The sequence below is a fragment of the Pseudomonas sp. JY-Q genome (assembly GCF_001655295.1).
Classification (GTDB): Bacteria; Pseudomonadota; Gammaproteobacteria; order Pseudomonadales; family Pseudomonadaceae; genus Aquipseudomonas; species Aquipseudomonas alloputida.
Window position 1 is genome coordinate 3,579,938 of sequence record NZ_CP011525.1, and the last position, 18,202, is coordinate 3,598,139.

General features: G+C 61.5%; 18 protein-coding genes. 8 read left to right on the forward strand and 10 right to left on the reverse strand.

Translation table 11 applies throughout. From position 1 onward, the window contains the following. Nucleotides 1-8: 8 nt before the first annotated feature. The 7 genes from AA098_RS16260 to AA098_RS16290 all read right to left on the reverse strand — a co-directional run bounded on the left by AA098_RS16260 (nucleotide 9) and on the right by AA098_RS16290 (nucleotide 6,241). The gene (locus AA098_RS16260; protein ID WP_064614769.1) at nucleotides 9-1,478 is read right to left on the reverse strand and encodes an AMP-binding protein; all 1,470 of its coding nucleotides are present in this window, start codon (nucleotides 1,476-1,478) and stop codon (nucleotides 9-11) included. Then, complete coding sequence (locus AA098_RS16265) at nucleotides 1,468-2,148, reverse strand: thermostable hemolysin (protein WP_033725924.1); 681 nt, start codon at nucleotides 2,146-2,148, stop codon at nucleotides 1,468-1,470. Before AA098_RS16265 ends, AA098_RS16260 begins: the two co-directional genes overlap by 11 nt. A 116-nt stretch (nucleotides 2,149-2,264) precedes the next feature. Next, nucleotides 2,265-3,062, reverse strand: coding sequence for an exodeoxyribonuclease III (gene xth / locus AA098_RS16270; RefSeq protein ID WP_004576498.1), 798 nt, complete (start codon nucleotides 3,060-3,062; stop codon nucleotides 2,265-2,267). Next, complete coding sequence (locus AA098_RS16275; RefSeq protein WP_060538177.1) at nucleotides 3,059-3,301, reverse strand: hypothetical protein; 243 nt, start codon at nucleotides 3,299-3,301, stop codon at nucleotides 3,059-3,061. Before AA098_RS16275 ends, xth begins: the two co-directional genes overlap by 4 nt. Before the next feature lie 66 nt (nucleotides 3,302-3,367). Continuing rightward, entirely contained in the window at nucleotides 3,368-3,625 is a 258-nt protein-coding gene (locus tag AA098_RS16280) for a hypothetical protein (protein WP_003254043.1), read from the reverse strand. A gap of 128 nt (nucleotides 3,626-3,753) precedes the next feature. Further along, nucleotides 3,754-4,938 carry a M20 aminoacylase family protein gene (locus AA098_RS16285; RefSeq protein ID WP_054888219.1) on the reverse strand — a complete coding sequence of 395 codons (1,185 nt, stop codon included), beginning with the start codon at nucleotides 4,936-4,938 and terminating at the stop codon, nucleotides 3,754-3,756. A 1-nt stretch (nucleotide 4,939) separates the two neighbouring features. Next, nucleotides 4,940-6,241: an MFS transporter gene (locus AA098_RS16290; RefSeq protein WP_064614770.1), complete on the reverse strand. Its 1,302-nt coding sequence runs from the start codon at nucleotides 6,239-6,241 to the stop codon at nucleotides 4,940-4,942. A 373-nt stretch (nucleotides 6,242-6,614) separates the two neighbouring features. Between AA098_RS16290 and AA098_RS16295 the strand changes: the two genes are divergently transcribed. Beyond that, the gene (locus tag AA098_RS16295) at nucleotides 6,615-7,745 is read left to right on the forward strand and encodes a porin (protein WP_060545006.1); all 1,131 of its coding nucleotides are present in this window, start codon (nucleotides 6,615-6,617) and stop codon (nucleotides 7,743-7,745) included. Here AA098_RS16295 and AA098_RS16300 read toward each other — a convergent pair. After that, a complete protein-coding gene (locus AA098_RS16300; protein WP_060538179.1) occupies nucleotides 7,722-8,660 on the reverse strand; it encodes a LysR family transcriptional regulator in 939 nt (312 codons plus the stop codon). The genes AA098_RS16295 and AA098_RS16300 overlap by 24 nt on opposite strands. An 86-nt stretch (nucleotides 8,661-8,746) precedes the next feature. After that, on the reverse strand, nucleotides 8,747-9,247 hold the full coding sequence (locus AA098_RS16305; RefSeq protein ID WP_064614771.1) for a peroxiredoxin: 501 nt from the start codon (nucleotides 9,245-9,247) through the stop codon (nucleotides 8,747-8,749). A 231-nt stretch (nucleotides 9,248-9,478) separates the two neighbouring features. Here AA098_RS16305 and AA098_RS16310 point away from each other — a divergent pair, with 231 nt between their 5' ends. The 4 genes from AA098_RS16310 (at nucleotide 9,479) to AA098_RS16325 (ending at nucleotide 13,086) form a co-directional block, all read left to right on the forward strand. After that, nucleotides 9,479-10,462 (forward strand): DUF1852 domain-containing protein, encoded by a 984-nt coding sequence (locus AA098_RS16310; protein ID WP_064614772.1) that lies wholly within the window; start codon nucleotides 9,479-9,481, stop codon nucleotides 10,460-10,462. A 26-nt stretch (nucleotides 10,463-10,488) separates the two neighbouring features. Next, nucleotides 10,489-11,523, forward strand: a complete 1,035-nt coding sequence (locus AA098_RS16315) for a methionine synthase (RefSeq protein ID WP_064614773.1) — start codon at nucleotides 10,489-10,491, stop codon at nucleotides 11,521-11,523. Nucleotides 11,524-11,548: 25 nt separating this feature from the next. Next, a complete protein-coding gene (locus tag AA098_RS16320) occupies nucleotides 11,549-12,058 on the forward strand; it encodes a flavin reductase family protein (RefSeq protein ID WP_064614774.1) in 510 nt (169 codons plus the stop codon). 98 nt (nucleotides 12,059-12,156) lie between these two features. Next, nucleotides 12,157-13,086: a LysR family transcriptional regulator gene (locus tag AA098_RS16325; RefSeq protein ID WP_054888216.1), complete on the forward strand. Its 930-nt coding sequence runs from the start codon at nucleotides 12,157-12,159 to the stop codon at nucleotides 13,084-13,086. A gap of 66 nt (nucleotides 13,087-13,152) precedes the next feature. On the opposite strand, the gene AA098_RS16330 is transcribed toward AA098_RS16325, so the two are convergent. Continuing rightward, a complete protein-coding gene (locus AA098_RS16330; RefSeq protein ID WP_060538188.1) occupies nucleotides 13,153-14,040 on the reverse strand; it encodes a LysR family transcriptional regulator in 888 nt (295 codons plus the stop codon). Between the two features lie 95 nt (nucleotides 14,041-14,135). Here AA098_RS16330 and AA098_RS16335 point away from each other — a divergent pair, with 95 nt between their 5' ends. Genes AA098_RS16335 through AA098_RS16345 form a run of 3 tightly spaced genes read left to right on the forward strand, consistent with a single transcriptional unit; the run spans nucleotide 14,136 to nucleotide 18,184 of the window. Then, the gene (locus tag AA098_RS16335) at nucleotides 14,136-15,578 is read left to right on the forward strand and encodes an aldehyde dehydrogenase family protein (protein WP_064614775.1); all 1,443 of its coding nucleotides are present in this window, start codon (nucleotides 14,136-14,138) and stop codon (nucleotides 15,576-15,578) included. 13 nt (nucleotides 15,579-15,591) lie between these two features. Beyond that, entirely contained in the window at nucleotides 15,592-16,578 is a 987-nt protein-coding gene (locus AA098_RS16340; protein WP_003254063.1) for a dipeptidase, read from the forward strand. Nucleotides 16,579-16,633: 55 nt separating this feature from the next. Beyond that, on the forward strand, nucleotides 16,634-18,184 hold the full coding sequence (locus AA098_RS16345) for a BCCT family transporter (protein WP_004576485.1): 1,551 nt from the start codon (nucleotides 16,634-16,636) through the stop codon (nucleotides 18,182-18,184). Nucleotides 18,185-18,202: the final 18 nt, after the last annotated feature.

Below are 18,202 nucleotides of genomic sequence, written 5' to 3' on the forward strand. Positions count from 1 at the left end.
TGTGAACCTCACAACGAGATGTCGGACAATAGGGTGTGGTAACGCTGCAAGATCGCCTCACGTCGCGGGCGGCCATTGGCAGTCAGGGTTTCGTCAAGCGTGCTAAGAGGCACTGGCAAGCGGCGCCAGGCGTGCACCCTGGCGTAATCGGGCAATCGCGCGTTGCATTGCTGTACGGCCTGTTCGATGGCCTCGTCGCTGATGCCGGGATCCAGCGGCCAGAGCAAGGCAAGGTTGCGTGGCAAGGCCTCGCCATGCACGAAAGCCTGGGCGATCACGCCACTTTGGCTCAGCTCGGCTTCCACCCACTCCGGGTTGACGTTGCGCCCGAAGCTGGTGATGAACTGATGCTTCTTGCGGCCATCCAGGTAGAGGTAGCCCTCCTCATCGAGGTGCCCTACATCGCCTGTTGCCCACCACTGCCCGGTTACAGGCGGCTCTCCCAGATAGCCCAGCAATGTCGAGCCGGCCACCAGGACTTCGCCATCCTCGGCGATGCGCACCTGCACATGCGGCAATGGCTTGCCGACGCTCCCAGGGCGCACAGCCCCTGTGCGGTTGAGCGCCACTACCGAGGCGCACTCAGACAAGCCGTAACCTTCGAACACCGGCAAACCGACCGCCTCGGCCCGCGCGAGCAGGCTTGGCGATACCCGAGCGCCGCCTACCGCCACCAGACGCAGAGGGCCGACCCGCATCAGCCCGCGTTCGATCGCTGTCACCAGCCCCATCAGCAGTTGCGGCACAAGGATCAGGCTCTGCGCACCACTGAGGGCGATTGCGCCCAGCAGGCGCTTGAAATCGACCTGGCTTGCGCCTCCCATCCCCAACTGCTGCTGCGGATAGAGCTGCACACAAGCGCCAGCCATGAGCGCGGCGTAGACGCCCAGGTTTTCCAGCAGAACACCCAGTGGCAGTACCGCCAGGTATCGCTGCGGCTCGGTTGGGCGGCTGGCGGCCTCCAGCTCATGCGCCACACGCAGCAGGGTTTCAGCGCTCAGGCACACGCCTTTGGGCGTGCCGGTGCTACCGGAGGTGTAAGTGATCTTGGCTGTGCCCTCAGGCAGCGCCGGGGCGACAAAACTGTCACGCTGCCACACGCCAGCTGGCGCCTGCCGGGCAAAGCCAAGCGCAACGAGCTGTTCGGCCCACTGCGCCTCGCACACGACCGCCGTGACTCCGCTTTGCTGCAAGCAGTGCTGGAACTGGGTCGCGCTGAAAAACGACGGCACTGTCACACTGGCGCGTTCGGCGAACAGCGCCGCCAAATCCCAGAATAGCGCCTCGGGCCCGTTATCCAGCACCACGGCGAAGGTTCCTGGTGGTTGGCTACGCAGGCAGCCCGCCCGAGATTCGACTTCGTCGAGCAGTTGCCGGTAGGTGTAACGCTGCGCATCGCCCTGGACGGCCACGGCGTCAGGATGTTCCAGCGCGTGCTGGCGCAACAGTGCCTGAAAGGCAGTCAGTTCATGCCGCATGGCCGGTCTCCAGGGTTAGCATGGGAAACCCAAGCCGCTCGAACATGCCCGCCTGCTTCAGGGCATCGAAGCCAAAGCCTATGTTGCCGGCAAATACCTGGGGTCGCTGGTCGTAGTAGGTCCCCCATTGGTCCACTTGGCCCTGCAAGCGCGCAGGATCCGCTGAGGCCAGAACAGTGGGCACCAGCCCCAGTCGCTGGAAACTGTTGAACAGTGTCGCGGCGCCCGTGAATGCGACCCACTCCAAACCGCGCATGGCCAGCAACCACGTCACGGCAATGATCATTATTCGAGCGCTGCCGGCGCTGAGCGAGGCCAGGTTGCCTACTTCTACCATGCAGTTGCGATCCGGTGAGGCACCGGTTACCCGTGAAACAGCGGATTCCAGAGGCTCGTCCAGGTACCGCTCAAGAAAGAGCGGCCCTTCGCTGGCCGGTCGCATGCCCGCCGCCGCGATCAGGCGACCGTGGCTACCCTGCAAGGCAAGCAGTTCCGGCAGGTAATGCTGCACATCCGCCTGGTGCACGCAGGCAAAGCGCTCGTGTATGAAGTGCTCCAGCTCGCCTCGCCCATGATCGCCGCTGAGGTGAAGAGAAAGATGCGCCTGATGATCGGCATGGCTACCGATGGGTAACGGAAGCAAACTGTGCCATTGATGAGTCTGAGTCATGAAATTTCCCCGCCTGGGTGCGACGGAGGGAATTATCGGGGCCGAATCTGAATGCAATCTGAAGTCGGCTACTGTCGGAGCGCCTCAGCCCGGCGCTCGTTCATGTGCTGAACTGACTATGACCGAGCACGACGCGTACCCAGCTCGATCCAGACGGGCGCATGGTCGCTGGCCTTGGCCTCGTTGCGCACCCATGCATCGACACCCGCCCGTTTCAGATAAGGCGCAAGCTCGCGATTGAGCAACAGGTGATCGATTCGCAACCCGGCATTGCGGGCCCAGTGGTTACGGAAATAGTCCCAGAAGGTGTAGACACGCTCGTCCGGGTACAGATGGCGTATGGCATCGAGCCAGCCCTGATCAAGCAGTCGTTGGTAACACGCTCGCGACTCAGGCTGCAGCAGTGCGTCCTTCAGCCAGGAACGCGGGTTATAGATGTCCATGTCGGTGGGCACGACATTGAAATCCCCTGCCAGCAGCGTGGGGTGGCCACTTCCATAGAGGCTGCGCGCATGCTGGATCAGGCATTCGAACCAGTGCAGCTTGTAATCGAACTTGGGCCCGGGCTGCGGGTTTCCGTTCGGCAGGTAGAGGCAAGCGACCAACACCCCGTGTGCCGCAGCTTCCAGATAGCGGCTCTGGCTGTCCTCTTCCAGGCCGGGCAAGCCGCGGCGAACCTCGAGCGGATCGGTGCCCCGCACCAGAATGGCCACGCCGTTCCATGACGGTTGCCCATGATGAAGGCTGCCATAGCCTGCTGCCTCCAGCTCCGCGCGAGGGAACTGCTGATCGGCCGCCTTCAGCTCCTGCAGGCAGGCAATGTCGGGCTGCTCCCGCTCCAGCCAGGCCAGCAGCGCCGGCAAACGGCTGCGGATGCCATTGATGTTGAAGGTGGCAATCTTCAGCGCTTTCATGCGTCCGGGTCGCTCACATGGGCCTGCACGGCATCTTCCAGCGCGCGGATATGCGCCTCATCGGCCAGCGCCTTGAGCGCCAACCAGTCGTCCCAGTCGATGGCACCGTTGTCGCGCAGGGCCTCGGCTGTGCGAAGCAGTTCATGGTGGTAGGCATCCGGTGACGCGCGCCGGTAACTGATGTCGTCGTACTGGGCGTACCAGGCTTCAAGCTCGGGAATGTTGCGTTCGATGCTCATGAAAGCGTCCTCGCTGTACCCTTTGCTTGTCAGAACCCAGGCACAGCGCGACGTTCAATCAGGGCGTCACTGAAAGTAATGGGGATACCGTGCCATGTCGCTCTCCAGCTTGTCCGCATCCGCTGCCCTCTTGCGCACTTCGGCATAAAACAGCTGGCACTGGTTCTGAAACCTGGTGAAATCGCGGTTGGCGGTTTCAATGGCACTGCTCCGGTCGCTGCCCGCGAGGCCTTCGACAAGCCGCTGTGACGAGGTATACGCCTGCCAGCAGGCTTCAACCTGCTGCAGCCCCTTTGCAAGGTTCTCGGTGTCGATAGTCGCCATTGCAGCACCCTCTTTGGACCGAGCCTGGTCCGTCGGTGTGAATCGCCAGAGCGACGATAACGGGATGAAGCCTGTCACGACGCGCTTCGGCTGAGAGCGTAGACCATTCCAACGCAGATGACGCAGTGTCAACGCAGATAGTCCTGAACCCACTTCACCCAACAATCAGCGCCAATTTTCACCAACGCATCATTGAAATCGTAGTGGGGGTTATGCACCGAGCACCCATGGAACTCGCCCGTGCCATTGCCCAGCATGAAGTAACAGCCCGGCCGCGCCTGCAACATGTAGGCAAAGTCTTCGGTGCCCATGACCTTCTTCGGCATCTTGTCCAGCAACGCGCCGTCGGCGAACAACGGCCTCAGGCTGTCACGCAGCAACGCGCTTTCGTGATCGCTGTTGCACAAGGCGGGCGCCAGTTGGGTGAATTGCACCTCGATCTCCACGCCATAGCTTTCTGCGTGCCCCTTGGCCAGGGCGTCAATGCGGCTGTTGATCTTCTGCTGGGTCTGGGCCGTGTCGGTGCGCACGCTCAGCAACATGCAGGCCTCGTCAGGGATGATGTTGTAGACGGTGCCGGCCTGGATCATGCCGATGCTGATCACGGCGTAGTCCTCGACGCTCAGGTTGCGCGACTTGATGGTCTGGATGCCACTGATCAGGCTGTTCAACGCCATCACCGGGTCTACCGACAGTTCCGGCATCGCACCATGCCCACCTTTGCCGGTAATCCGAATGCTGACACGTTCGGAAGACGCCATGGTGGGCCCCGCCTGCACCACGCACGTGCCCACCGGCAGGCCGGGCATGTTATGCAGCGCATACACCGAGTCGCACGGGAAGCGCTCGAACAGGCCGTCGTCGATCATCGCCTTGGCCCCCGCCAGGCCTTCCTCGTCGGGCTGGAATATCACGTTCAACGTCCCGTTGAACTGGCGCGTAGCCGCCAGTTGCGCAGCGGCTGCCAGCAGGATCGCGGTATGCCCGTCATGGCCACAGGCATGCATGCGGCCGGGGAGCTTGCTGGCATGCGCAAACGCATTCTTTTCGCCCATCGGCAGTGCGTCCATGTCTGCACGCAAACCGATGCTGCGCGGGCTGTCCCCCACTTTCAGCACGCCGACCACACCATGCCCACCTACATTGCGATGCACTTCATAGCCCAACGCTTGCAGCTTGTCGGCTACCAGGGCCGCTGTATCGGGGGTGTCGCCGCCAATTTCCGGCGCAGCGTGGATCTGCCGGCGCAGCATGACGAACTCATCCAGCTCGGCAGCTGAGCCCCGTGTTTGATTGCTCTGCAAAATACCCATATCACTCGCATCCTTTGTTTTCGGGGAAGTACCTGAGGCAGGCCAGGCTGACGATGCCGCCGGCCAGCAAGAAGTAAGCTGGCGCCAACGGCGTGCCCAGCGCTGCAATCAGCCAGGTGGCCACCAACGGCGAAAAACCACCGAACAGGGTCACACCCAGGCTGTAGCTGACCGAGGTGCCGAACGAGCGCCTGGCCTTCGGGAAGCCCTCCATGATCAGCGCGAAGAACGCACCGGCACCGATACAGGTCGGCAAGATCAGGATCGCCACGCCCATCATGGCCAGGCCCATGTGCTGCACGTGCCCAAGCAGATAGAACACGGGCAGGGTCAACACCACCGGCGCGGCGACCGTCCACACCAGCAGGCGTTTTCTGAGCTGATACTTGTCGGCGAATTTGCCGGCCAACGGGCAGATGACGGCCATGCAACCGCTACTGATGCAGGCAATCGCCATCGCGCTGCCGGGTGGGTAATGCAAGGCGGTGGTCAGGTAGGTCGGCATGTAGAACACGAACAGGTACATGCCAATGGTCGAGCTGGCCATCAGGCCGATGCCTTGGGCGATGCGTTTGAGCAGTTCGGCATCCAGCCCCTGCTCTGCCTTCTGCGCCGGTGCGGCCTCATGGGTTTCCGGCAACCGCGTGCGTATGTACCAACCGACCGGCCCGATCAGCAGGCCGAAGATGAACGGTATGCGCCATCCCCAGATTTCCAGCGCCGTGAGGTCGAGCAACTGGCTGAGGGCCAGCCCAAAGCCGGCCCCTACCAAGGCGGCATAGCCTTGGCTGGCGGCCTGCCAGCTGACGCTCTGGCAGCGATTGCCGACTGCACTGGATTCCATCAGGAACACCGACGCGGTACCGACCTCCCCGCCTGCCGACATGCCCTGGATGAGCCGGCCGGTCACCAGCAGCAAAGTGGCGAAAATCCCGATCTGTGAATACGTGGGCGCAAAGGCAATCATTGCGGTGCCCAGGGTCATCAGCCCGATGGTCAGGCTCAAAGCGGCCTTGCGTCCATGCCGGTCAGCATAGCGGCCGATGACCATCGCCCCGACCGGGCGCATCAGGAAACCGACGCCAAAGGTGGCCAGCGACATCAACAACGACGCCATGGCCGAGTCAGAGGGGAAGAAGTGCTTGCCGATCAGTACAGCGAAGAAGCTGTAGATCGTGAAGTCGTACATTTCCAGCGCATTGCCCAACGAGCAGGCGACCAAGGTTTTACGGGGGGACGATACCTGCGCGGCTGAATGCGCACCTTTTTGCAGGCTCGGCGATGTGGGTAGCGGTCTGATCATTGTTGTCTCCGTTGGCAAATCGCGGCGTGCAGCGAATATCAGCCAATCGGGCACCCAATACACTTGCAGTTTCGGCATAGGGATAACCAATGATTAATTAGCCGGCGCGATCGTTGGCCAAACTGCCCTGCGCTGGCGCACAGTCCGCCCTCGCTCCGCGCGCGGCCCCAATAACGCCCACAAATCAGCAGCCGTAGCGCAGCGTTGACGCAGGTACCAAGCCTGTCTAACGCGGATGCGCTCGCCAATCCACACGCCGCGCCAGCCCCTGATTAACCAAACGGCATGACCTGACCGAATAAGCAATCACGCTGCAACGTTCTGTTCACCGACGCTAAAGCCACCCCATCACCGTGCTGGCCTGGAGTCGTGAATGAACACTCGCATTACATCGTTGCTGTTGATGATCCAAGGGGCTTGCCTTGCTGCGCAGACACAGGCAGAGGGTTTTCCGACGCTCGCGCGGATTGCGCCGGGTTTTGGTTATTACGGGCTGGATTACGGCTTCGATGACACGCTCAAGGTGTACGGCACCGTGGATGCATTCGCCAGCTATCACGACTCACAGCACCACTCGGGTTTCAGGCTGGCCGGTGGCGGCGCCTGGACCAACAAGCTCGGGCTGTACGCACGCAAGGCGCTTGACCCCGATACCGTCGTGGAGCTTGACGTCGAGGAGGGCTTCAACCTCAATGGCGAGGCCCTGGAGGGCACCTGGGACACCGTCGGTACCCTGCGCCTGGCGACAGTCGCCCTGCGCTCGCGCACCCTGGGCAAGCTCGAGTTCGGCAAGACCTACGGCATGGCCACGCCCACCTACGCCGACCCGTTCCTGGCCACCTATGGCTCGCCCTACACCTACCTGGCCCTGCCTGCCGCCGGCAAGGGCGCCTATTACCTTGACCTGCGCCCCAAGCACACCCTGGCCTACACCAGCCCGACCTTCAGCGGCTTCAGCCTCGGTACCGCGCTGAGCTTCGGCTTCGACGATGCCGCCAGCGCTGGGCGCACCGTGCGTGGCGGTGGCGCCCGGCTGCAGTACCGCAACAGCCGGGTGATGTTGCTGGCCTCCTACAACCGTTACTACAGCGACCCATGGGACGACGGCGGCGTTTCACGCCAGACCGCCAACGATTTCAAGAGCCTGTCGGCGTTCTACGATTTCGGCCCGCTGGCCACCAGCCTCACCTGGCAGCGTCAGGATGTGGACCAGGCCGGCACGCCCAGCACCACGCTGTACACTTTCGGCATGATGGCGCCAGTGGGCGAACTGGACGTGCTGCGCCTGGCGGTGATGCAACGCCAGGTCAGCGCCCGTGACAAGGACGCGTGGGGTGTGATGATCGGCTATGACCATTTCATCAACCCCCGCTGGGCCCTCTATGGACGCCTCGGCATGATCGCCAACCAGCGCGCCTCGTCGGTCACCTACGCCGGGACCCCGGTGGACCAGGCGGGCGATAACCCAAGCAACGTCTCGCTAGGCATGTACTACCACTTCTGACCCCACGGGGCGGGTCTGCTTGAGCACCTGCCCGCGCAAGCTGTGGAACAGCTCCTGGGCAGGCGCCGTGAGGCTGTGGCGGTCAATGCAGACCAGGTTGATGGGGTAATCCGGAATCAACTCCTGCACCGCCATGGCTACGAACTCGCAATCGATACCGTAGGTAGACCCTTGGTCCACCGCCAGCTCGCTGATGGTCATCAACGATTCCGTGTTCTTCAACAGCTTCAGCGCCATCATCACTGAAGTGCATTCAACAGTGTTCTGTGGCACCCGAAGGCCATTGGCTTCAAACAGTTGGTGAAACTGCGAAGCCTGGTCCGACAACTCGTCCAGGCTGATCCAGGGGGCGTATTGCAAGGTGCGCAGTGACTGGCTGAACTTCTGCCGATTCGAGGCGTGGCAAATCACCCTGCCCTTGATACTGCCCAGCGCCTCCCAGTCCAGGCTCAGCCGACTCAGCGGTTGCTGCGAAGTAATGGCAAAGTCCAGGCTGCCATCGCGCAAGCGCTGCAGGATCTGGCTGGGACGCAGGTCGGTGATGGTGATCTTCACCCGCGGGTACTTGCGCCGAAAGGCCAGGATACTGTCATCGACGCCATCGAGCATCGCCGTCAACGACGTAACCCCGATCGACACGGCGCCCAGCGCCGCATCCTGAATGCTCGCCGCTTCGATCTGCAGGCGGCGTATGCTCTCTACCACGAGGTTGGCATGGCGGATGACACGCTTGCCTTCCTCGGTAAGGGCCATGCCTTTGTGCGACCGCTGCAACAGGGTAAACCCCACCTCCCGCTCCAGCTCCTTGATCGAACGGCTCAGCGCGGGCTGAGTAACGTGCATGAGCTTGGAGGCTTCGAGGATGCTGCCTGCGTTATGAATGGCGACCAGCGCCCTGAGTTGGTGAAGTTTCAACCGTTTATACCTTGTTGTTAGCGGCCGGTTCGAAAAGTGTTCTGGCAGCCCTGACAGCCGTTGTCGGCAAGGCCTGAAAGGTATGGCTAGCGCAACACAGCCAGCAGGCTGGCCGCATCGCTGACCTCGAACTTGCCGGGGCTTTCAACCGCAATGTACTGGACTACCTGGTCGTCGACCAACATCGCATACCGCTGCGAGCGCCGCCCCAAACCGCGTGCCGAAAGGTCCTGGGTCAGCCCCAGCGCCTCGCTGAATTCGCCATTGCCATCGCCGATCATCTTGACCGCATCCCCGACCTGCATGCTGTTGCCCCAGGCGTTCATGACAAAGGCATCGTTCACCGAGACGCACAGGATTTCGTCAATGCCAGCCGCACAGAACGCAGGGGCCGCCGCGACATAACCGGGAACGTGACGTTCAGAGCACGTCGGCGTGAATGCGCCCGGCAACGCGAAGATCAGCACCTTATTGTGCTTGCAACGCTCGCGAATGGAAAAGGCCATCGGGCCGATCGCGCAGGCGCCTGCGTCGCTGTTGTATTGATAAAGGGTAACGTCGGGCAGTTGATCGCCGGTTTTGATCATCGCTGTCTCCTGGGTGAGGTGAGGGCCAGGCGGCCATGATGCCGCAGTCGTCCAGGCAACGCATCATGAACAGGGCTAAAAAACCTGTGAAATAACTTCAATATCATTCATGCAGCGCCCCGCCTAGGATACGCCTCAATCAAACACATCAAGATTACGGTGTGAACGACTCAGCCTACGCAACTGACCAGCACTGAGTTGCTCACACTCAGGCATCTGGAAGCCGTCACCATGAATAAAGCGCCAACATTCACCGTCAAGCGCATTGCGTTCGACGAACATTATCACCCCGCCGAAAACACCCGCATCACGACCAACTTCGCCAATTTGGCCCGGGGTGCAAACCGCCAGCAAAACCTGCGCAATACCTTGACGATGATCAATAACCGTTTCAATGCGCTGGCGCACTGGGACAACCCCGAGCATGATCGCTACCGCGTAGAGCTGGACATCATATCGGTGGAAATGAATATTGAAAATGCGCAGCACGGCCATGCACTGCCGCTGATCGAGATTTTGAAAACCCATATTGTCGACCGCCAAAACAATACGCGCCTCGAAGGCATAGTAGGCAACAACTTTTCTTCGTACGTGCGCGATTACGACTTCAGTGTGCTGTTACTGGAGCATAACAAGCATCGGTCGACCTTCAGCACACCCGATCATTTCGGCGAGCTGCATGGCAACCTGTTCAAATGCTTCGTCAACTCGCCAACCTACCAGGAGCATTTCAGCAAACCACCGGTTATCTGCCTGAGCGTATCCAGCAGCAGGACTTACCTGCGCACCGAAAATCAGCACCCTGTGCTAGGGGTTGAGTATCAGCAGGATGAATACTCCCTGACGGATGAATACTTCAAGAAAATGGGCTTGAAGGTGCGCTATTTCATGCCGCCGAACAGCGTCGCCCCGTTGGCGTTTTATTTTGCCGGCGACTTGCTGGCTGACTACACCGACCTTGAACTGATCAGCACCATCAGCACCATGGACACCTTTCAGAAAATCTACCGACCCGAGATCTACAACGCCAATTCTCCTGCAGGCAAGGCCTACCAGCCCAGCCTGAACAACCAGGATTACTCGCTCACGCGCATTGTCTACGACCGGGAAGAGCGCAGCCGCCTGGCGATCGAGCAGGGCAAGTTTGCCGAGGAGCAATTTGTCAAACCCTACCAGGCCACGCTAGCGCAATGGTCCGCTCAATACGCACGTTGAACATTCAAAGCACAAGGTCACTGTTCATGAACACATTGCTACCCACCTCCACGGCCGGCAGCCTGCCTAAACCCGCCTGGCTTGCTCAACCCGAAACACTCTGGTCACCGTGGAAGTTGCAAGACGCGCAACTGGTCGAAGGTAAACAGGATGCCTTGCGCCTGGCCTTGCAAGAACAACAACACGCCGGTATCGACATCGTCAGTGACGGCGAACAAACCCGCCAGCACTTTGTCACCACGTTTATCGAGCACCTCAGCGGCGTTGATTTCGAACAACGGAAAACTGTCAGGATCCGTGATCGCTACGATGCGAGCGTACCGACGGTGGTGGGTGCTGTCGCTCGACAAAAACCGGTGTTTGTCGAAGATGCCAAGTTCCTCCGCCAGCACACCACACAGCCGATAAAGTGGGCGCTACCCGGCCCCATGACCATGATCGACACACTGTATGACAACCACTACAAAAGCCGCGAGAAACTGGCCTGGGAGTTCGCCAAGATTCTCAACCAGGAAGCCAGAGAACTGGAAGCCGCGGGCGTGGACATCATTCAGTTCGACGAACCGGCATTCAATGTTTTCTTTGACGATGTGAATGAATGGGGCGTGGCTACCCTGGAAAGGGCCATCGAGGGCCTCAAGTGCGAAACGGCCGTCCATATATGCTATGGCTATGGCATCAAAGCCAACACCGACTGGAAAAAGACCCTCGGTTCAGAATGGCGGCAATACGAACAGGCCTTCCCCAAACTGCAGCAGTCCAGCATCGATATCATTTCGCTGGAATGCCATAACTCGCATGTTCCGATGGACCTGCTCGAGCTGATTCGCGGCAAGAAAGTCATGGTCGGCGCCATCGATGTGGCCACCCATGCCATTGAAACACCCGAACAGGTCGCCGCCACCCTGCGCAAGGCACTGCAATTCGTCGATGCCGACAAGCTCTACCCTTGCACCAACTGCGGCATGGCGCCCCTGCCCCGCCAGGTAGCCAGCGGCAAGCTCAAGGCCTTGAGTGCAGGCGCAGCCATTGTCCGTCAGGAACTCGCTAACGCACGCTGAAATGAATGCAGCCACAGGACCTACCATGTTGCTTTTCGGTACGGCGATCGAGCCGTCGACTTTTCGCCAGGCACTCGGGCACTACGCCTCCGGCATCACGGTGATTACATCGCACCACGAAGGTGAGCCGATCGGCTTCACCTGCCAGTCGTTCTACAGCGTATCGATGAGCCCGCCGCTGGTGTCATTCAGTGTGATGTCCAGTTCGGCCAGCTACCCGAAAATTCGCCAGGCTGGCCGCTTCACGGTCAACATCCTGTCAGGTGAGCAGGTCGGCATTTCCAACCAGTTTGCCCGGCGCGGCGCCAACAAGTGGCACGGCGTCGAATGGCAAGCGTCGCCGTTGGGCAATCCGATCATTGCCGGCAGCCTGCATTGGCTTGATTGCGAAATTCACGCCGAACATGCCGCCGGGGACCACCTGATCGTGATTGGCGAAGTCAAAGCGTTGAACCTGCAGGCAACTGCTGCCACGCAGCCGCTGCTGTATTTCAAGGGGCAGTACTGCAACCTCGCCGCGCCTCACGCGGCTTGAGCCTCACCCCACTCACGGAAAACCCAGCAAAGGAATTGTCAGGATCACGCAGCAGTGAAGAAAACCCGCCATTACTGCGTTGATCCGCCATTTTACTCATGATCGATTTACGCCACCTGCGAACCCTCCACGCGCTGCGTGAAACCGACAGCCTGCACGAGGCCGCCGAGCGCCTGCACCTGACACAATCAGCCCTGTCGCACCAGTTCCGCGATATGGAAGAGCGCATCGGCATGCCACTGTTCGTGCGCAAATCCAGGCCGGTGCGCTTCACCAGCGCCGGGCTGAAGCTGCTGCAGCTGGCCGATCAGGTGCTGCCTCAGATCCGCAATACCGAACGGGACCTGGGCAAGCTGGCCGGGGGCTGCGCCGGACGGTTGCACATCGCCATCGAGTGCCACAGCTGCTACCAGTGGCTGATGCCTTCAGTGGATGAGTTCCGCGGCGCCTGGCCTGAGGTGGAACTGGACCTCGCCTCCGGTTTTTCCTTCGCGCCGCTGCCAGCCCTGGAGCGCGGCGACCTGGACCTGGTGGTGACCTCCGACCCGGTGACACTGCCGGGTATCAGCTACGTGCCGTTGTTCAGCTACGAGGCACTGCTGGCCATCGACAACCACCACGCCATGCGCCACAAGCCGTACCTGGAGCCCACCGATATCGCCAGCCAGACACTGATCACCTACCCGATCGAACGCACCCGCCTGGACATCTTCACCCGCTTCCTCGACCCCGCCGACGTCGAGCCCGCACAGGTCCGCACCTCAGAACTTACCGTGATGATGATGCAACTGGTTGCGTCCGGGCGCGGCGTCTGCTGCCTGCCCAACTGGGCCGTGCACGAATACAGTTCGCGCGGCTATGTAACCGCCAAGCGCCTTGGCGAACACGGCCTGCAGGCAAACCTCTATGCGGCACTGCGCAGTGACATGCTGGAGGTGCCGTACGTGCGTGATTTTCTGCTGACGGCCAAGGATATTTCGTTCACCACGCTGGCAGGTGTCAGCGTGCCTTCAGGCCCGGTTATCTGAAGCCCGGGCGTGCGTTTGCGAACCTCAGTGCCGGCCATGGCGCGCCATGCCCCTACGGCCAACGAATCAGCTAGCCTTCGCCAACTGCACTTGCAGAAACGCCATCAGTGCCCCCGCCACAGGTGACAAGCTGCGCCCTTTGCGGGTGAGCATGCCGATGTGCCGTTCTACCTTGGGCTCGACAAGGGGTACGAACGCCAGTTTTTCGTTCTCCTGCGGAAAAGCGAGGTACGGCAAGGTACTGATCCCTACCCCCTCCTCCAGCATGGCGATCAACGAAATCATGTTGGAAATGAACAGCCGGCTATCGGCCAGCAAACCCTCGGCCTCGGTACCCGCCAGTAATTGCGAGGTACCGTTGCGGATCATCGGCACGCCCAGCAACTGCGCCCAATGCAGCCGCCCCCCCGCCTGCGCCAGCGGGTGGTCGCTGCGGCACACCACGCCAACCTGATCATTCACGATGGGGGCGAATTCGAGCTGGTCATCGTCCACCCACAGGCTGCTGATGCCGAAATCCACTTGCCCTTGAGCGAGCAACTGCTGCACACGTTCGGCCGTGCCGTCCTGAATGCTGACCTGCACATTGGGGTGCGCGGCCACAAAGCGGGCCAGCGGCCCTGGCAGCATTCGGCTGGCCACAGAAGGCACGGTGGCGATGCTGACCTGGCCGATTTCATGCCGGGCAAACAGCATGGCTTCACGCGCAATACGGTCATGGTGCTCGATCAAGCCACGAAACAACGGGAGGCAATGCTCGCCATATGGCGTCAGCTCTACCCGGCCACCGCCCTTTTCGACCAGTGCCTGCCCCAGCTTCTGCTCCAGTTCACGCAGGGCCAGGGATATCGCAGGCTGGGTGCGAAAGGCCTGGCGGGCGGCCGCGTGGAAACTCTTGTGTTCGGCGACCAGTACGAAGTAACGCAACTGCGCGATTTTCAGCTCGGGCAACATGGTTAGCATACCTTATCAAAGCATTTTTTTTATTAATTTTTATTTGCTGCATATTGCTCGCATGATGAATGCCATGCAAACGGAGGCGTTCATCCATGTCACACAAGACCTACAACAACTACATCGATGGCCAGTGGTGTGAAGGCCACGCCACTTTGGGCAACTTCAGCCCCTCGGACACTGGCGACCTGATCGGCCAGTACCATCAGGCCAGCGCCGAACAGGCCCGCCAGGCCATCCAGGCCGCCCGCGCCGCTCAACCCCTGTGGGCCGCCAGTGGTCTGGAAAGCCGCCAGCAAGTGCTGATGGCCATCGGCGACGAGCTGATCGCCCGCAAGGAAGAACTCGGCGAACTGCTGTCGCGAGAAGAAGGCAAACCCTTGGCCGAAGGCATCGGCGAGGTCAACCGCAGTGGCCAGTTCTTCCATTACTACGCCGCCGAAGTGCTGCGTCAGATGGGCGAGACTGCCGCCTCGGTGCGCCCAGGGGTCGACATCGAAGTGCATCGCGAACCGGTGGGTGTGGTGGGCATCATTACCCCATGGAACTTCCCCATGGCCACCGCCGCCTGGAAAATCGCCCCGGCCTTGGCCTTCGGCAACGCCGTGGTGTTCAAGCCGGCCAACCTGGTGCCGGCCAGTGCCTGGGCGCTCACCGAGATCATCAGCCGTCAGGGCCTGCCCAGCGGTACCTTCAACCTGGTGATGGGCAGCGGTGCCGACGTCGGCGAGGCCCTGATCGAGTCCGCCGAGATCGATGCCCTGACGTTCACCGGTTCTCTGCAGACGGGCCGACGCGTAGCGGTGGCCACCGCCGGTAACCTGGTGCGCTGCCAGCTGGAAATGGGTAGCAAGAATGCCCTGGTGGTCATGGACGACGCCGACCTCGAACTGGCCGTGGAATGCGCGCTCAACGGGGCCTTCTTTGGCACCGGGCAGAAATGCACCGCGTCGTCACGGCTGATCGTCTGCGACGGTATCCACGACCGCTTCGTCGAGGCGCTGCGCCTGCGCATGCGCCAGCTGAAGGTTGGCCATGCACTGGAGGCTGGCGTACAGATCGGCCCGGTCGCTGACGCGCGCCAGCTGGAACAGAACCTGGCCTACCTGCAACTGGCCCAGGCCGAAGGCGCCACCCTGATAGAAGGCGGCGAGCGCCTGCAATTGGCCTCCGATGGCTACTACATGCGCCCGGCCTTGTTCATCAACAGCCGCAACGACATGCGCATCAACCGCGAGGAAGTGTTCGGCCCCATCGCCTGCGTGATCCGCGTGCGCGATTTTGAAGAGGCGCTGGCCACGCTCAATGATACCGAGTACGGCCTCACAGCCGGGATCATCACCCAGTCGCTGCGCCACGCCAGCCACTTCAAGCGCCGCGCCCAGACCGGCTGCGTGATGGTCAATCTGCCCACCGCCGGGACCGACTACCACGTGCCATTCGGGGGCCGCAAAGCCTCGAGTTTCGGCCCCCGGGAACAGGGGCAATACGCTCGCGACTTCTACACCGTGGTCAAGACCACCTACCTGCGGCCCTGAAGGAATACATGCCATGCACGACCTTTTGATGATCGACGGCCTGCAGTACTCCAACTGGAGCCAGGAAATATTCCAGCAGATGCAGGCCGGTGGCCTGAGCGCGGTGCACGCCACCATCGCCTACCACGAAAACGCCCGCGAAACCCTGTCACGCCTGGGCGAGTGGAACCGCCGCTTCGAGACATGGCCCGAGCTGATCCGCCCGGTGCGCACGGCCAGCGACATCCGCCTGGCCCACGAGGAGGGCCGGGTGGGTATCTTCTTCGGCTTCCAGAACTGCTCGCCGATCGAGGACGACATTGCCCTGGTGGAGGTTTTCCGCCAGCTCGGGGTGTTCGTCATGCAGCTGACCTACAACAACCAAAGCCTGCTGGCCAGCGGTTGCTATGAGCGCGAGGACAACGGCATCAGCCGCTTCGGCCGCCAGGTGATCGCCGAAATGAACCGCGTCGGCATGCTCATCGACATGTCTCACAGCGCCGAGCGAAGCACGCTTGAGGCCATCGAACTGTCCAGCCGACCGGTGATCATCTCCCACGCCAACCCTGCCAGCTTCCACGCCGCCAAGCGCAACAAATCCGATGCGGTGCTACGCGGGATCGCAGAGTCCGGCGGGCTGCTGGGCTTCAGCACCTATCCGTTCCACCTCAAGGGTGCCTCGGACTGTAGCCTGGAAAGTTTCTGCGACATGGTCGCGCGCACCGCCGACCTGATGGGTGTGGAGCACATCGGCATCGGCACCGACCTGTGCCAGGCGCAACCCTTGTCAGTGCTGGAATGGATGCGCAACGGCCGCTGGAGCAAGGACAAGGACTACGGCGAAGGCTCCAGGGACAACGCCAACTGGCCGGCGCCCTTGCAGTGGTTCCGCGACAGCCGCGACTTCCGCAACATTGCCCAGGGCCTGCGCGCCCGCGGCTTTGCCGAGCACGACGTGGGCAACATCATGGGGCTGAACTGGTTGCGCTTGCTGGAGACCGCCACCACGGCACAGGCCTGAACCCCTTGCACGGACAGCATCAACAATAAAAAGAATCGCAGGTTCCGGAGGTTTCATGAAAAACCCAACTACCTTGCAGGCCGACGGCCAGGCCATGGGCCTGCCTATGGCACGCGATATCGACTGGCCGTTGTTCCTGATCAGCGGCGGATTCCTCGGCGCCTTCCTGCTGGCGGCGCTGATCGACATCGACACCGTGTCGGCGCTGGTCAATACCCTGTTCGCCTGGTCGACAAAGGCCTTTGGCCTCTATTGGCAAGTGCTGATGCTGGCAACCTTCGCCGTCAGCCTGTTCATCGGTTTTTCCAGGTGCGGGCGTGTACGCCTGGGCGGGGTCACCCAGCGCCCGGACGTCAGCACCTTCAACTGGATCGCCGTGATCATGTGCGCCCTGCTGGCAGGTGGTGGCGCCTTCTGGGCCGCTGCCGAACCCTTGATGCACTTTGCCAGCCCACCGCCCTTCTTCGCCGGCCTGCAACCGCACAGCGAAGCGGCGGCCACCGCGGCACTGGCGCAATCGTTCGTGCACTGGGGCTTCCTGGCCTGGGCCGTGCTGGGCAGCCTGCTGGCGATCGTGCTGATGCACCTGCATTACGATAAAGGCCTTCCGCTGGCGCCGCGCACCCTGCTTTACCCCCTGTTCGGCCAGCGAGCGCTCAAGGGCCCGATCGGCACCTTGGCCGACGCTGCCTCGATCATCGCGGTAGTGGCCGGCACCATCGGTCCGATCGGTTTCCTTGGCCTGCAGATCAGCAGCGCCATGCACGCCGTGTGGGGGCTGCCCAACACTATCGTCACCCAGTCGCTGACCATTGTCCTGGTGACCGCGATGTACACCGTCTCGTGCCTGGTGGGCCTCAAAGGCATCCGCTTTGTCAGCGAGATCAACGTCTGGTTGATGATCGGCCTGGCCCTGTTCATGGTGGTATTCGGACCGACGCTGTTCATCCTCGGCGGTTTCCCGGCGGCCTTTGCCCTGCACGTGGAGCACTTCATCCCCCTGACGATGTTCCGCGCCGACCCCAAATGGCTGGACTGGTGGACGGTGTTCTACTGGGGCTGGTTCATCGGCTACGCGCCCATGGTGGCTCTGTATGTCGCGCGGATCTCGCGGGGCCGCACCATCCGCGAGATCATCATGACGCTGTCGATCATCGCACCGCTGGTGACCATGTTCTGGTTCACTGTGGTGGGCGGTACCGGGATCGGCCTGGAGCTGCAAACGCCAGGCATCGTCACCGCCCATGGCGCCAAGCCTGAAGACCTGTTGCTGGGAGTGACGCAGCACCTGCCACTGGGTGGCCTTGTCAGCGCGCTGTTCCTGTTCTTGAGTTTCATCTCGGTGGCCACCAATGGCGACGCCATGGCCTTCACCGTGGCGCTGGCGATGTCCAGCAACGATAAACCGAAGAAGTGGTTGCGCGGTTTCTGGGCAATCGGCATGGGCCTGGCGGCGGTGGTGCTGATCACCATTGGCGCAGGCGGGGTGACGGCCCTGCAATCCTTTATTGTCATCACCGCGGTGCCGGTGTCGCTGGTGATCCTGCCAGCGCTGTGGGATGCCGTGCGCATCGCTCGACACATGGCCCGTGAACAAGGCGTCTGAACATGATCCATCCAGGTA

Coding starts and splice junctions, on each gene's coding strand:
- AA098_RS16265 (WP_033725924.1), bottom strand. CDS start 2,148: ATGACTCAGACTCATCAATGGCACAGTTTGCTTCCGTTACCCATCGGT.
- AA098_RS16260 (WP_064614769.1), bottom strand. CDS start 1,478: ATGCGGCATGAACTGACTGCCTTTCAGGCACTGTTGCGCCAGCACGCG.
- AA098_RS16280 (WP_003254043.1), bottom strand. CDS start 3,625: ATGGCGACTATCGACACCGAGAACCTTGCAAAGGGGCTGCAGCAGGTT.
- AA098_RS16325 (WP_054888216.1), top strand. CDS start 12,157: ATGATCGATTTACGCCACCTGCGAACCCTCCACGCGCTGCGTGAAACC.
- AA098_RS16285 (WP_054888219.1), bottom strand. CDS start 4,938: ATGGGTATTTTGCAGAGCAATCAAACACGGGGCTCAGCTGCCGAGCTG.
- xth (WP_004576498.1), bottom strand. CDS start 3,062: ATGAAAGCGCTGAAGATTGCCACCTTCAACATCAATGGCATCCGCAGC.
- AA098_RS16310 (WP_064614772.1), top strand. CDS start 9,479: ATGAATAAAGCGCCAACATTCACCGTCAAGCGCATTGCGTTCGACGAA.
- AA098_RS16330 (WP_060538188.1), bottom strand. CDS start 14,040: ATGTTGCCCGAGCTGAAAATCGCGCAGTTGCGTTACTTCGTACTGGTC.
- AA098_RS16290 (WP_064614770.1), bottom strand. CDS start 6,241: ATGATCAGACCGCTACCCACATCGCCGAGCCTGCAAAAAGGTGCGCAT.
- AA098_RS16340 (WP_003254063.1), top strand. CDS start 15,592: ATGCACGACCTTTTGATGATCGACGGCCTGCAGTACTCCAACTGGAGC.
- AA098_RS16275 (WP_060538177.1), bottom strand. CDS start 3,301: ATGAGCATCGAACGCAACATTCCCGAGCTTGAAGCCTGGTACGCCCAG.
- AA098_RS16320 (WP_064614774.1), top strand. CDS start 11,549: ATGTTGCTTTTCGGTACGGCGATCGAGCCGTCGACTTTTCGCCAGGCA.
- AA098_RS16305 (WP_064614771.1), bottom strand. CDS start 9,247: ATGATCAAAACCGGCGATCAACTGCCCGACGTTACCCTTTATCAATAC.
- AA098_RS16315 (WP_064614773.1), top strand. CDS start 10,489: ATGAACACATTGCTACCCACCTCCACGGCCGGCAGCCTGCCTAAACCC.
- AA098_RS16295 (WP_060545006.1), top strand. CDS start 6,615: ATGAACACTCGCATTACATCGTTGCTGTTGATGATCCAAGGGGCTTGC.
- AA098_RS16345 (WP_004576485.1), top strand. CDS start 16,634: ATGAAAAACCCAACTACCTTGCAGGCCGACGGCCAGGCCATGGGCCTG.
- AA098_RS16335 (WP_064614775.1), top strand. CDS start 14,136: ATGTCACACAAGACCTACAACAACTACATCGATGGCCAGTGGTGTGAA.